Annotated in this window: 9 protein-coding genes and 5 pseudogenes; 10 read left to right on the forward strand and 4 right to left on the reverse strand. The window is 70.4% G+C overall.

Features of this window, described 5'->3' with window-relative positions; all coding sequences use genetic code 11:
• Positions 1 to 29: 29 nt before the first annotated feature.
• Positions 30 to 891, reverse strand: a pseudogene (purU, locus tag ACQ86J_RS09805) (formyltetrahydrofolate deformylase).
• Positions 888 to 1,160: a DUF3297 family protein gene (locus ACQ86J_RS09810; RefSeq protein WP_431270958.1), complete on the reverse strand. Its 273-nt coding sequence runs from the start codon at positions 1,158 to 1,160 to the stop codon at positions 888 to 890. The pseudogene purU and the gene ACQ86J_RS09810 overlap by 4 nt, the downstream one beginning before the upstream one ends.
• A gap of 165 nt (positions 1,161 to 1,325) precedes the next feature.
• On the opposite strand from ACQ86J_RS09810, the pseudogene ACQ86J_RS09815 reads away from it, so the two are divergent.
• The 3 genes and pseudogenes from ACQ86J_RS09815 to ACQ86J_RS09825 form a co-directional block, all read left to right on the forward strand.
• Positions 1,326 to 3,442: pseudogene (locus tag ACQ86J_RS09815) on the forward strand (catalase); the annotation flags it as partial.
• Between the two features lie 149 nt (positions 3,443 to 3,591).
• Positions 3,592 to 4,317: pseudogene (locus ACQ86J_RS09820) on the forward strand (ABC transporter permease); the annotation flags it as partial.
• 113 nt (positions 4,318 to 4,430) lie between these two features.
• Positions 4,431 to 5,303, forward strand: a complete 873-nt coding sequence (locus ACQ86J_RS09825) for a TonB family protein (RefSeq protein WP_431270959.1) — start codon at positions 4,431 to 4,433, stop codon at positions 5,301 to 5,303.
• A 3-nt stretch (positions 5,304 to 5,306) separates the two neighbouring features.
• On the opposite strand, the gene ACQ86J_RS09830 is transcribed toward ACQ86J_RS09825, so the two are convergent.
• A complete protein-coding gene (locus ACQ86J_RS09830) occupies positions 5,307 to 7,652 on the reverse strand; it encodes a TonB-dependent receptor (protein ID WP_431270960.1) in 2,346 nt (781 codons plus the stop codon).
• 129 nt (positions 7,653 to 7,781) lie between these two features.
• On the opposite strand from ACQ86J_RS09830, the gene ACQ86J_RS09835 reads away from it, so the two are divergent.
• Both ACQ86J_RS09835 and ACQ86J_RS09840 read left to right on the forward strand, forming a co-directional pair.
• A complete protein-coding gene (locus ACQ86J_RS09835) occupies positions 7,782 to 8,114 on the forward strand; it encodes an ATP-binding cassette domain-containing protein (protein WP_431270961.1) in 333 nt (110 codons plus the stop codon).
• Entirely contained in the window at positions 8,033 to 8,566 is a 534-nt protein-coding gene (locus ACQ86J_RS09840; protein WP_431270962.1) for an ATP-binding cassette domain-containing protein, read from the forward strand. The genes ACQ86J_RS09835 and ACQ86J_RS09840 overlap by 82 nt, the downstream gene beginning before the upstream one ends.
• Here the strand turns inward: ACQ86J_RS09840 and ACQ86J_RS09845 are convergent.
• Positions 8,563 to 9,363 carry a phytanoyl-CoA dioxygenase family protein gene (locus ACQ86J_RS09845; RefSeq protein WP_431270963.1) on the reverse strand — a complete coding sequence of 267 codons (801 nt, stop codon included), beginning with the start codon at positions 9,361 to 9,363 and terminating at the stop codon, positions 8,563 to 8,565. The two genes, ACQ86J_RS09840 and ACQ86J_RS09845, sit on opposite strands and share 4 nt — an antisense overlap.
• Here ACQ86J_RS09845 and ACQ86J_RS09850 point away from each other — a divergent pair.
• The 5 genes and pseudogenes from ACQ86J_RS09850 to ACQ86J_RS09870 all read left to right on the forward strand — a co-directional run.
• Complete coding sequence (locus ACQ86J_RS09850) at positions 9,353 to 9,760, forward strand: hypothetical protein (protein WP_431270964.1); 408 nt, start codon at positions 9,353 to 9,355, stop codon at positions 9,758 to 9,760. The genes ACQ86J_RS09845 and ACQ86J_RS09850 overlap by 11 nt on opposite strands.
• 137 nt (positions 9,761 to 9,897) lie before the next feature.
• Positions 9,898 to 10,915: pseudogene (locus tag ACQ86J_RS09855) on the forward strand (sulfate ABC transporter substrate-binding protein).
• Positions 10,912 to 11,760: a sulfate ABC transporter permease subunit CysT gene (gene cysT, locus ACQ86J_RS09860; RefSeq protein ID WP_431270965.1), complete on the forward strand. Its 849-nt coding sequence runs from the start codon at positions 10,912 to 10,914 to the stop codon at positions 11,758 to 11,760. Before ACQ86J_RS09855 ends, cysT begins: the two are co-directional and overlap by 4 nt.
• The gene (cysW, locus tag ACQ86J_RS09865; RefSeq protein ID WP_431270966.1) at positions 11,757 to 12,596 is read left to right on the forward strand and encodes a sulfate ABC transporter permease subunit CysW; all 840 of its coding nucleotides are present in this window, start codon (positions 11,757 to 11,759) and stop codon (positions 12,594 to 12,596) included. Before cysT ends, cysW begins: the two co-directional genes overlap by 4 nt.
• Positions 12,593 to 12,844: pseudogene (locus ACQ86J_RS09870) on the forward strand (ATP-binding cassette domain-containing protein); the annotation flags it as partial. The gene cysW and the pseudogene ACQ86J_RS09870, both read left to right, overlap by 4 nt.
• Between the last annotated feature and the right edge of the window lie 39 nt (positions 12,845 to 12,883).

A 12,883-nucleotide genomic window follows, 5' to 3' on the forward strand; every position in this document is an offset into this window, starting at 1 on the left:
GTGGCCGGCTTCGCGCCGGCCATCCAACTTCAGCTGAACACCACGGTCTTCGACCCGTTCAGGATCACCCGGCTCTCCAGCACCCAGCGCAGCGCCCGCGACAGCACCCGCCTTTCGATGTCGCGGCCGTTGCGCACCAGGTCCTCGGGGCTATCGCGATGCGTCACCCGCTCGACATCCTGCTCGATGATCGGGCCTTCATCGAGCGCGGCTGTGACGTAGTGCGCCGTCGCGCCGATCAGCTTCACCCCGCGCGCATGCGCCTGGTGGTAGGGCTTCGCCCCCTTGAAGCCCGGCAGGAAGGAGTGGTGGATGTTGATGCAGCGCCCCGCCAGCTTCGCCGCCAGCCCATCCGACAGCACCTGCATGTAGCGCGCCAGGATGACGACATCGGTCCGCGTCTCCTGAACCAGCGCCCAGATCGCCCGATTCCTGCTCCATCTTCGTGGTGCGGGTGACCGGCAGATGGTGGAAGGGGATGCCGTCGAAGTCGAGATGCGCGAAGGTCTCACGCGGGTGGTTCGACACAATGGCGGAAGGCACCATCGGCAGTTCGCCGATCCGCCAGCGATAGAGGATATCCGCCAGGCAATGGTCGGATTTCGAGACCAGCAGCATCACCCGCGGCTGTTCCGCCAGGTTGCGCAGCGTCCAGTCCATCCGGAAGCGCTCGGCGATCGGCCGCAGGCCCGCCCGCAACGCCGCCTCGTCCAACTGCGCCTCCGGGTGGTCGAAGAGTATGCGGGCGAAGAAGCGCTGCGATTCCGGATCGTCGTATTGCTGCGCCTCGGCGATGTTCGCCCCCGCCTCGAACAGGAAGGTCGAGACCGCGGCGACGATGCCCGGCCGGTTCGGGCAGGCGAGGGTGAGGACGTGCCGCATCGCCGTCATCGGTCGGCGCTCAGGCCGCCGGCGGCTCCGGGCTTCGGCGCAGGTAGGGCTCGACCTGTCCCCTGCAGCTTCATGGTGATCGGCTTGCCGCGGCGGTCCACCGATTTGCCGACCGAGAGCCGCACCCAGCCTTCGCTGACGCAGTATTCCTCGACATTGGTCTTCTCGACGCCCTTGAAGCGGATGCCGACGCCGCGGGCCAGCAACTCCTCGTTGTAGAAGGGGCTGGCCGGATCGGTGGAAAGGCGGTCGGGCAGGGTGTCGGTCATGGGGGCAACTCACTGGGCGAACGGGCAAAGGACAGCGTCCTAGCCATCCCATGGCGGAAAGTCATCCCCCGGGCGTCAACCTGGGCTCGCCCGCGGCGTTGTGGCTGCGAGCCGGACCCGCCCATGCTGCCGCGCAGCGTCCGGCACCCCCATAGGAGCCCCCGCATGGCCGCCAATCCCAATGCCGATGCCCTGAAGCCTGCCCGGATCGCAGATGCCGAGATCCAGCGCGGTCAGGGCGGCGAGACTCACCAGGTGGCCGGCGGCGAGGTGCCCGTGCTGACCACGCAGCAGGGCATTCCGGTCGCCGACGACCAGAACTCCCTGCGGGTCGGCCCGCGCGGCCCGACCCTGCTGGAAGACTTCCACTTCCGCGAGAAGATCTTCCATTTCGACCACGAGCGCATCCCGGAGCGCGTGGTGCATGCCCAGGGCTACGGCGCGCACGGCTTCTTCGAGACCTATGACTCGCTGTCCGACATCACCCATGCCGACCTGTTCCAGCGCAAGGGCGAGCGGACGCCGGCCTTCGTCCGCTTCTCCACCGTCGCCGGCAACAAGGGCTCGGCCGACCTCGCGCGCGACGTGCGCGGCTTCGCGGTGAAGCTTTACACGAAGGAGGGCAACTGGGACCTGGTCGGCAACAACATCCCTGTCTTCTTCATCCAGGATGCCATCAAGTTCCCCGACCTGGTCCATGCCGCGAAGCAGGAGCCGGACCGCGCCTTCCCCAGGCACAAACGGCGCATGACAATTTCTGGGACTTCGTCTCCCTGACGCCGGAATCGACCCACATGCTGCTGTGGATCATGTCGGACCGGACGATCCCGCGCTCCTTCCGCTTCATGGAAGGCTTCGGCGTCCACACCTTCCGGCTGGTCAATGCCGAGGGCAAGTCGACCTTCGTCAAGTTCCACTGGAAGCCGAAGCTCGGGATGCAGTCGGTGGTATGGAACGAGGCGGTGAAGATCAACGGCGCCGATCCCGATTTCCATCGCCGCGACCTGTGGAATGCGATCCAGGCCGGCGATTATCCGGAATGGGAGTTGGGCCTGCAGCTTTTCGACGAGGCCTTCGCCGACAAGTCTCGACTTTGATGTGCTGGACGCGACCAAGATCATCCCGGAGGAGTTGGTGCCGGTGCGCCGCGTCGGCCGGCTGGTGCTCGACCGCATGGTCGACAACTTCTTCGCCGAGACCGAGCAGGTCGCCTTCTGCACGCAGAACATCGTTCCTGGCATCGACTTCAGCAACGACCCGCTGCTGCAGGGGCGCAATTCTCTTACCTGGACACCCAGTTGAAGCGGCTCGGCAGCCCGAACTTCACCCATCTGCCGATCAATGCGCCGAAGACCCATGTCGCGCATTTCCAGCAGGACGGCCACATGGCCATGCGCAACCCGGGCGGGCGGGCGAACTACGAGCCGGATCCCTGGGGCGCCACGATCGGCGGCCCGCGCGAGATCGCGCGAGCGCGGCTTCCGCAGCTATCCCGCAGTCGAAAGCGGAGAGAAGCGGCGCATCCGTGCCGAGCTTTTCGCCGACCACTACAGCCAGGCCCGGCAGTTCTACCTGAGCCAGACCGAGGTCGAGCAGACCCCATATCAAGAACGCCTTCGTCTTCGAGCTGAGCAAGGTGGAGACCCCGGCGATCCGCGCCCGCGTCGTCTCGCACCTGCTGAATGTCGACGAGTCGCTGGCGAGGAAGGTCGCCGACGGCCTCGGGCTCGAGGCAATGCCGGAGGCCGCGCCGCCGGCCCGCAAGCGGGTCGAGACCAAGCCCTCCCCGGCGCTCAGCATCCTGAAGAACGGGCCGAAGGACATGAAGGGCCGCAAGCTCGGCGTGCTGGTGACGGACGGCACGGATGCGGCGCTGCTGACGGCGCTGCAGGCCGCGGTGAAGGCGGAAGGCGCGATGATGGAGCTGATCGCCCCCAAGGTCGGCGGCGTGAAGACCAGCGACGGCAAGACGATCGAGGCGCAGCAGAAGATCAATGGCGGCCCCTCGGTGCTCTACGACGCCGTGGTGGTGCTGGCCTCGGCAGAAGGTGCGGCGCTGCTGGCGCGCGAGGCGACGGCGAAGGACTTCGTCAGCGATGCCTACGCCCACGCCAAGTTCATCGGCTTTGCCGATACGGCCAAGCCGCTGTTCCAGAAAGCCGGGCTGACCGAGATGGATGACGGATCTCGTGGCGCTGAACGGCGTCAAGGACATCCCGGCCTTCCTCACCGCCTGCCGCGCGGTACGCTACTGGCCGCGCGAGGCGAAGGTCCACGCCGTCTCAGCCCTGGCGAAGCCTTTCCCGGCCGCGCGACACTGGCCGGGGAGGCGACATCCATGGCCCAGGGCGGAATTCCGTTGTCCGGCTGGCTCCGCTGCCTTTCGGGCATCGTGCGGCGGGAAGCGCTGCGTTTCATCCACCAGCGCGGCCGCTTCTTCTCCGCGCTGGTGCGGCCGCTGGTCTGGCTGGCGATCTTCGCCGCCGGCTTCCGCTTCGTGCTCGGCGTCTCGATCAGCCCGCCCTACCAGACCTATGTGCTGTACGAGGTTTACATTGTGCCCGGCCTGGCCGGCATGGTGCTGCTGTTCCAGGGCATGCAGTCCAGTCTCTCCATGGTCTATGACCGCGAGGTCGGCAGCATGCGGGTGCTGCTGACCAGCCCGTTGCCGCGCTGGTGGCTGCTGTTCTGCAAGCTGCTCGCCGCCGTGCTGGTCGGCATCGCGCAGGTCTATGTCTTCCTCCTGGTGGCGCGGTTCTGGGAGGTGGAGCCGCCGCTGATCGGCTACCTCACCGTGCTGCCCGCGCTGATCCTTTCGGGGATGATGCTCGGCGCGCTCGGGCTGCTGCTGTCCTCCTGGATCAAGCAGCTGGAGAATTTCGCGGGAGTGATGAATTTCGTCATCTTCCCGATGTTCTTCGCCTCCTCCGCGCTCTACCCGCTCTGGCGGGTGCAGGAGGCGAGCCTGCCGCTCTGGTATGTCTGCTTGGCCAATCCCTTCACCCAGGCGGTCGAGCTGATCCGCTTTGCGCTTTATGGCCAGTTCGACCCGATCTCCTGCGCCGCGGTGACCCTGGCGCTGCTGGTCCTCGGCGGCGCCGCGGTTCTGGGCTACGATCCGCAGCGCGGGATGCTTGCGCGACGTGCGGCGGCCTGACGGCATCGCGCGAATCTGAAGCGGCGCCGGGTTGGTCGTTGCCGGTTTGCCAACGCAGCATGCACCGTGGAGATCCACCGATACAGGTGGTCCTGCAGGGAGGGCAGGCGCGCATGGCCCAGCCGCGGAAGCGTCGACCGCTTGCCGCCGGGCTGCTCGGCTCGGCCGCGCTGCATGGCGCGGCGGGCGCGATGGTGGCCGTGGCGCTGGCTTGGCGCGCGGTCCCGGCGCTGCCCGGGGCCGAGCCGGCAATGCAGGTGGTGTGGCTACCGGTCGCGGAAGTCGCGCCGGCAATGAGCGTGCCGGCGGAGGCGATGCCGGGTGCTGCCACGGAGGCTGCACCGCTCGGCCCCACTGTCACGGAGGGGATCGAGCCGGAGGACGCGCTGGCGACGCAGGTCCATACCCTGTCCATGCCTGTTGCGCCGTCCGTCCCGGCCAATCTGCCGCCCCTGCCGATCCCCGAGATGGACAGCGCCGAACTGCCGGCTGATCCGACTGCGCTCTTCGCCACCCAACCATCCCAACTGATGGCGAGCCTGGCGGTGCCCCAGCCGGAAGCCGCGCTGCCCCTGCCGCCGCCGCAGCCGCCACCGGCACCGCGGCCACGTGCCGCGAACCCGGCGCCTGCCCCGGCACCTGCGCAGCCCGCCGCCTTCGCCACGCCAATGCTGGCTGCACCGGCCGCGCCCGCGGCGGTCCCGGTCCTCAGCGGCACGCCACGCTTCCGCCGCCCGCCCGCGCCGCCCGCCTATCCCGAACGCATGCGCGAGGCGGGCATCGAAGGCACCGCGATGCTGCGCCTCCGCGTCGCCGCGGATGGCACGACGCAGGAGATCCGCCTGCTGCGCTCCGCCGGCCACCGTGCGCTGGACGAGGCCGCGGAAGCCGCCGCCCGCCGCTGGGAGATCGCACCGGCGCTGCGCAACGGAATGCCGGTCGAGGCCTGGGTCGAGGTGCCGGTACGCTTCCGCCTGGATGAATGAGGCTCAGAATACGAAGCGCATCCCGGCGTAGAAGGCGCGCGGCAGGTTGGGCGTCAGCGTGCGCGGATCGGTCAGGCCGAGATTGAGCGCGCTCGCGGTCTGCAGGTTGTAGAGCGTGCCGAAGCTGGACGACTTCTGGTCGAAGAGGTTGCGCACCAGCCCATAGGCCTCCACCCCCGGCGCGATCTGGATGCTGGTGCGGAGGTTGACCGTGGCATAGGCGGCGACCGGCTTCAGCAGGTTCGCCTCGTCGCCGCGCAGGTACTGGCTGCCATTGACGATGAGCGCGCCGCCGATGCGCCAGGCCTCCGTCGCGCGCCATTCCGCATCGAGGCGCAGCCGCTGGCGCGGGATGCCGGGGATGCGGTCGCCGCGCTGCACCGGGATGGCACCATCGGCATCGGCGAAGGGATTGTTCGGGCTCGGCAGCCGCTGTGCCGTCTGGAAGGTCGCGTCGATCAGCGCGTAGTCAAGCGCCAGCGCCAGCCGCTCGTCGCGCCAGCCCAGGCCGGCCTCGATCCCCTGTCGACGCGTGTCGCCGGAGTTCTGGAAGTAGCCGCGGCCCTGGATCGCGCTCTGCACCAGCAGGATGTCGTCGGTCAGCCCGGTGCGGAACAGGCCGAGGTTCCAGGTGGTGCGGCCGCCGAGCCAGGCCGGCGGCAGCGTGCCGCGGATCCCGGCTTCCACCGTGCGGCTGACCACCTGCTTCAGCGCCGGGTCCGACAGGAAGAAGGCCCCCAGCGTGCAGGGCCGCAGCGGGTCGGCGCAGGCCAGCTCGGCCGGGGTCGGCGCGCGGTTCGCCTCGGCATAGCCGGCATAGGCGGTCACCCGGTCCAGCACGCGCCAGGTCAGGCCGGCCTGCGGGTTGAAGCGGGAATACCGGTGGTCGCCGTCTAGCGCGGTGCCGATCCGGTCGCGCAGTTGCACCTGCGCGGTGTTGAACCGGCCTCCGAGCGTCGCCGCCAGGCGCGGCGTCACCTCCCAGGTGCCGGTGCCGAAGATGCCCCAGGTCGCGGTGGTCGTCCTCAGCTGCACCGGCTGGACACCGCTGCCGGGGATGTCGAGGATCAGACCGCTGCCCGCCACGGTGCGGTCGGCGGTGACGCTGCCGGATTCGGTGGTGCCGGAGAAGTCCGTGCCGGCATGGTCGTAGCTGGCGCCGAACACCACCCGCGCCGGCCGGCCCAGCAGCGGCTCGGTCGAGACGATCTGCGCCGCGCCGCCGGTGCCGAGGCTGTTGGTCGCGGTGCGGTTCACCGCACCCGCCGGCGCGTCGCCCAGCGCATCCGTGCCGATCGCGCCGCCGCCGGTCGTCCGCAGCGGCTGGCCGGCATCGGTGCAGAGCAGGCCGCCGAGGCCAGGATCCTCGCAGCCTTCGGCCTCGGCGATGTCGGCGTTCAGCGTGCGCTGGCGGAAGCTGCGGACATAGGCGTTCGCCTCCAGGCTCCAGGCCTCCGCCAGCTCGTAGGTGCCGCGCGCCTGCAGCGTGACCATGCGGTTGTAGGTGCGGTCTGGATAGGTGAAGACGCTGCGCCGATCGGCCGCCAGCAGCTGCACCGGCGCCGGGCCGTTGCCGCCCAGCGCGTTGCTGCCGGCGCCGATCGACAGGTTCAGCGTCGCGCGTTCCCCGCGCGCGCCGATATCGCCATAGAGCCGCCGCAGCCGTGTGGGGGAGGCATTGCGCCAGCCATCGTCGCTCAGCCCCTCCATCGCCAGGTAGGCCGCGACATTGCCGACCTGCTTGCCGTATTCGAGCCCCATCGCGGCGCGGCCGAAGGACCCGCCCGAGACATCGACACGCGCGCCCGGTGAATCGAAGCCGGTCTTCATCCGCAGCGCCAGCGCGCCGCCGATGGCGTTCAGGCCGAAGACCGGGTTGCTGCCGATCAGGTCGACCGAGCGGATGGCATTGGACGGAATCAGGTCCCAGTTCACCGTGTCGCCGAAGGCCTCGTTGATGCGGACGCCATTCTGGTAGACCGCCAGCCCCTGCGGCGTGCCGACCAGCGGCGAGGCGGTGAAGCCGCGATAGGAGACGTCGGGCGCAAAGGCATTGCCCTGCGCGTCGTTCACCGTGACGCCGGCGGACAGCCGCACCAGCGTATCCACCAGGTCGGGCCGGCCTTCCCGTGCCAGGTCGGCGGCGGAGACGCTACGCGGGTTGCCGGGGACACGATCACGCGGCACGCCGCCGGCCGGCAGGGGCGAGGTGGCGACGGATTCAACCGTGGGCAGCGTCGCCGTAGGCGGCTCCTGCGCGAAGGCGACGCTGCAGGGCAGCACCGCAACGACCGCGGCGCGAATCCGCAGCGTCGCGGGCGCCATCCTGCGGCCTGTTGCGACCGTCATTTCCCCTCCCCGGCCATTCACGTGCATCAAGGCAGCCACGCGGGCTTTCGCGGCCCCATACCATGCAGGCGGCAGCGGCAGGGGCCCGCCCCGGACACGAAGCCGCAAGCGGCGGAGGACAGGCGGAGCATGCGTCCGGATCACCACAGCGACACCGCGATCCACGCCATCAGCCATGCCGCGCCGGCGCTAGAGGTCGCGCGGCTGTCCTTCGCCTATGCCGCGCGGCAGGTTCTGCACGACATCGCCTTCCGCGTCATGCCCGGCGAATTCGCCGTGCTGCTCGGCCCGAACGGCGCGGGCAAGAGCACGCTTTTGCTCTCATCACCCGACTGTTCGATGCACCGCCGCCGGGCAGCGTGCGGATCTTCGGGACCGAGATGCGGGAGCAGCCAGGCGCCGCGCTGGCGCGGCTCGGCGTGGTATTCCAGCAGCCGACGCTCGATCCCGACATCTCGGTGATCGAGAACCTGCTGTACCACGGGGCATTGCACGGGCTGCCGCGTGCCGAATCGCGCCGCCGCGCCATGCACGAGCTGGAACGGGTGGAGCTGGCCGACCGCGCCGCCAGCACGGTGCGTGCGCTCTCGGGCGGGCAGCGGCGGCGGGCGGAGGTGGCGCGGGCGCTGCTGACGCGGCCGGCGCTGCTGCTGCTGGACGAGGCGACGACGGGTCTCGACATGCCGAGCCGCGCGGCGGTGCGCAGGCATGTGCGCGGGCTCTGCGGCACGGAGGGCCTGGCGGTGCTCTGGGCGACCCACCTGATCGAGGAGGTGCCGGAGGAGGCGCGCGTGGTCATGCTGGCCGAGGGCCGCGTGCGCGCCGAGGGCACGGTGCCGGAAGTGCTGGCCGAGGCGCAGGCGACGGCGCTGCCCGACGCCTTCGCCCGCCTCACCGCATCGACGAGAGCCTAGATGCTGAGGTCGAGCAGGTTGTAATCCCGCATCCCCGCCTTCGCCGCCTCGTCCCAGCGCCAGGTCTCGCCGCCTTCGAGATGCGGCCGGTAGCGATAGGGGGTCTCCTGCGGGAAGCGCCGCGCCCGCGCATCGATCGCATAGCCGATCACCCGGGCCCGTTCGCGGATGCGCGCCTCATCGTAGACCGCCGGCTCGTTGTGCACGCCGCCACCCTCCACGCCCAGCACCGAGCGTCGGCGGTGAAAGCCGAAGTTCAGCGTCACCCGCCAGTCCGGGCTGGTATTGGCGAAGCTGCCATGCACGGTCTGCCGGTTGGTGATGGCGACGTCGCCCGGCGCGCAGAGGATCGGCACCGCCTCAGGCAGCCGCTCTGTCCCTGCCGCCGCGACGCGCGCCTTGATGTCGGCCCGGCCCAGCTTGTGCGACCCCGGCACCACCCAGACGCCATTCGCCGCGGTGCAGCCATAGAGCTGCGCCATGAAGTTGAAGCCATGCGTTCCCTGGTCGAGTTCCGGGCTATCCCAATGCGTCACGCCGTCCTGGTGCCAGGCGACGGAGGCGCCGCGGCCCGGCTCCTTGACGAAGAGTGCCTCGTTGAAGGGCACGAAGTCCTCGCCGTTCACTGCCGCGGCCACCGCGAGCAGCCCGGGATGGCCGTAGAGTCGCAGCGCGGCCTCTGAGAACTGCAACGAGCCGAGGATGAGGTAGACGATCTCCTTCGGCGCGCCCTCCGAAGCCTTCGGCTCGAACATCTTCACCGGGTGCCGGCCATTCGCCGCCCTGGTGCCGCCCATCGGATCGCCCAGCGGCCTGGCCCAGAACAGCGTCGGCGCCTTGTTGTCGGCCGCCAGCGCCGGGCGGCCCTGCGCATCGACCGGCGCGCCGCGCCTCGCGCGGCAGCCGCGCCAGGATGTTCTGGATATCGGCCTCGATATCGGCGAGTTCCTCGGGCTTCACCACGCCCTCGAAGACATAGAAGCCGCAGCGCCAATAGTCCTCGAGGATCTCGGGATGGATGCGGCCATCGGCGTCGAAGCGGATCGGCCCGCGATTGCCGAGCGCCATGGCGCGGACCTCCCCGGCGCGGAGATAAGCCTGCATCGCGGCCTCTTCCGGGCCGTAATCGACGGGTGCCGGCGCGAGCGGCTTGTTCATGGCCACGTCCTTTTCCATCCCTTGGGCGGAGCATAGGACCTGCCGGCGCAGCAGTTCAATCGACCGACCGGGAGCGCACCAAGGGCGCGCCTTATGTCACTTTCACAACGTGATTTTTAAAGTTCTCCGATTTCTAATGTCATTATAGGCTCGGCGCCGAGGAGGCCGCATCGATGCCCCGACCATCCCTCGCCCGCCGCGCCCTGCTGGCCGCGCCGCTGCTGCCCGCGGCCCAGGCTGCACGCGCCCAGGCACCGCGTGAGCTGCTGAATGTCAGCTATGACCCGACGCGGGAATTCTACCGCGAGTACAATGCCGGCTTCGCCAGATCCTGGCAGGCCGGCGGCGGGCAGCCGCTGCGCGTCAGCACCTCGCATGGCGGCTCCGGCCGCCAGGCGCGCTCGGTGATCGACGGGCTGCCGGCGGATGTCGTGACGCTGGCGCTGGCCTACGACATCGACGCCATCGCCGGACACGGGCTGATCGCGCGCGACTGGATCGGCCGCCTGCCGCACAACAGCGCGCCCTATACCAGCACCATCGTCTTCCTGGTGCGGGCGGGGAACCCGAAATCCATCCGTGACTGGGGCGACCTCGCGAAGCCCGGCGTCGCCGTCATCACGCCGAACCCGAAGACCTCCGGCGGCGCCCGCTGGAACTACCTCGCCGCCTGGGCCTGGGCGCTGCGCCAGCCCGGCGGCAGCGACGCGACGGCAGAGGCGTTTCTCGGCAGCCTCTTCCGCAACGTGCCGGTGCTGGATACCGGTGCGCGCGGTTCCACCACCAGCTTCGCCCAGCGCGGCCAGGGCGACGTTCTGCTGGCCTGGGAGAACGAGGCGCACCTGGCGCTGCAGGAATTCCCGCGAAGCGAAGCTCGGGATCGTCTATCCTCCGCGCTCCATCCTCGCGGAGCCATCGGTGGCCGTGGTGGACCAGAATGTCGATCGCCGCGGCACGCGTGCGGCGGCGGAAGCCTATCTCCGTGGCCTCTACGCGCCGGAGGGCCAGGCGCTGGCGGCGAAGCACTTCTATCGCCCGCGCGACCCCGCGCTGCTGGAAGCCAATGCGGCGCGCTTCCCGGCGATGGACCTCGTCACGGTGGACGCCGTCTTCGGCGGCTGGGGCCAGGCGCAGCGCACGCATTTCAACGACGGCGGCAGCTTCGACCGCCTCTACCGCCCGGGCCGATGAGCGCGGCGCTCGCCCTCGGCGCGCCACGCCGGGTCCGCGCCATCCCGGGTTTCGGCCTCGCCTTCGGCATCACCCTGGCCTGGCTCTCCGCCATCGTGCTGGTGCCGCTGGCGGCACTGGCGATCCGGCCCTGGGAACTCGGCCCGCTCGGCGTCTGGGAGTCGCTGACCGAACCGCGCGTGCTCGCATCTCTGCGGCTGTCCTTCGGCGCGGCGCTGCTGGCCGCCGCCATCGACCTGCCGCTCGGCCTGCTGCTGGCCTGGGCCATCGTCCGGCTGCGCTTCCCCGGGCGGGCGCTGCTGGATGCCGCCATCGACCTGCCCTTCGCCCTGCCTACCGCGGTGGCCGGCATCGCGCTGACCGCGGTCCTCGCGCCGAATGGCTGGCTCGGCGCGCCGCTGGCCGCGGCCTTCGGCTGGAAGGTCGCCTTCACCCCCTGGGGCGTGGTGGCGGCGCTGGTCTTCGTCGGCCTGCCCTTCGTCACCCGCACGGTGGAGCCGGTGCTGCGCGACCTCGGCGCCGAGGCGGAGGAGGCCGCGGCGACGCTTGGCGCGACGCGGCCGCAGGTGCTGGTCCGCGTGGTGTTGCCGGCGCTTCTGCCGGCGCTGCTAGCCGGCTTCGGCCTGGCCTTCGCCCGCGCGGTCGGCGAATACGGCAGCGTCATCTTCATCGCCGGCAACATGCCGATGCACAGCGAGATCGCCCCGCTGCTGATCGTGGTGCGGCTGGAGCAGTTCGACTATGCCGGCGCCGCGGCGATCGGCTTGGCCATGCTTCTGCTGGCCTTCCCCGTGCTGCTGGCGCTGAACCTGTGGCAGCGCGCGCTGCGCCGGGGCCGCGCGTGACGCCCCGCCCGGCCATCGACCCGCCGCGCTGGCTGCACCTCGCGCTCGGCGGGCTGGCGCTGCTGGTCGGCCTGCTGCTGCTCGGCCTGCCGCTGGCGGCCGTGTTCACCGAGGCGCTGCGGCGCGGCTGGCGGGTGGCCTGGGAGGCCATCGCCGAGCCCGACACCTTGGCCGCGATCCGGCTGACCCTGCTGGTCGCCGCGCTCGCCATGCCGCTCAACACCCTCGGCGGGCTGGCCGCGGCATGGTGCATCGCCAAGCACGAATTCCCCGGCCGCCGGCTGCTGACCGCGCTGATCGAATTGCCCTTCTCGGTCTCCCCGGTCATCGCCGGGCTGGTCTTCGTGCTGATCTTCGGCATGCAGGGCTGGCTCGGCCCGTCCCTGCGGGAGCACGGCATCCAGGTGGTCTTCGCCCTGCCCGGGCTGGTGCTGGCGACCCTGTTTGTCACCTTCCCCTTCGTCGCCCGCACCGTGCTGCCGCTGATGCAGGAACAGGGGCGCGCCGAGGAGGAAGCGGCGGCGACGCTCGGCGCCACCGGCTGGCAGAGCTTCCGGCGGGTGACGCTGCCCAACGTGAAATGGGCGCTACTTTCGGGTGTGCTGCTCTGCAACGCTCGCGCCATGGGTGAGTTCGGGGCGGTGTCCGTCGTCTCGGGCCATATCCGCGGGCAGACCAACACCATGCCGCTGCATGTCGAGATCCTCTACAACGAGTACCAGTTCGCCGCCGCCTTCGCCGTCGCCGCGCTGCTGGCGCTGCTGGGCTTGGTGACGCTGGCGGCGAAGGCGGTGCTGCAGCGGCTGACCGGCCGCGCGTCCGGGCCGGCGCCATGACGCTGGCGGTCAGCGGGCTGGTCCGCCGCTTCGGCGACGCCACCGCGCTCGACGGCGTCTCGCTGGCGCTGGGGACGGGCGAGTTCGTCGCCGTGCTCGGCCCCTCCGGCTCCGGCAAGTCCACCCTGCTGCGCGCGCTGGCCGGGCTGGAAGGGGCCGATGCCGGGGAGATCCGCATCGCGGGCCGCGACATGGCCGGCGTGCCTGCGCGGGAGCGGCAGATCGGCGTCGTCTTCCAGACCTACGCGCTGTTCCGCCACATGACGGTCTTCGAGAACGTCGCCTTC

Source organism: Dankookia sp. P2, assembly GCF_050632255.1.
Taxonomy (GTDB): Bacteria; Pseudomonadota; Alphaproteobacteria; order Acetobacterales; family Acetobacteraceae; genus Paracraurococcus.

Bases quoted from the DNA above. Each gene is read 5' to 3' on its own strand.
- ACQ86J_RS09810 (WP_431270958.1), bottom strand. From the start codon at position 1,160: ATGACCGACACCCTGCCCGACCGCCTTTCCACCGATCCGGCCAGCCCC.
- ACQ86J_RS09825 (WP_431270959.1), top strand. From the start codon at position 4,431: ATGGCCCAGCCGCGGAAGCGTCGACCGCTTGCCGCCGGGCTGCTCGGC.
- ACQ86J_RS09830 (WP_431270960.1), bottom strand. From the start codon at position 7,652: ATGACGGTCGCAACAGGCCGCAGGATGGCGCCCGCGACGCTGCGGATT.
- ACQ86J_RS09835 (WP_431270961.1), top strand. From the start codon at position 7,782: ATGCGTCCGGATCACCACAGCGACACCGCGATCCACGCCATCAGCCAT.
- ACQ86J_RS09840 (WP_431270962.1), top strand. From the start codon at position 8,033: ATGCGGGAGCAGCCAGGCGCCGCGCTGGCGCGGCTCGGCGTGGTATTC.
- ACQ86J_RS09845 (WP_431270963.1), bottom strand. From the start codon at position 9,363: ATGGGCGGCACCAGGGCGGCGAATGGCCGGCACCCGGTGAAGATGTTC.
- cysT (WP_431270965.1), top strand. From the start codon at position 10,912: ATGAGCGCGGCGCTCGCCCTCGGCGCGCCACGCCGGGTCCGCGCCATC.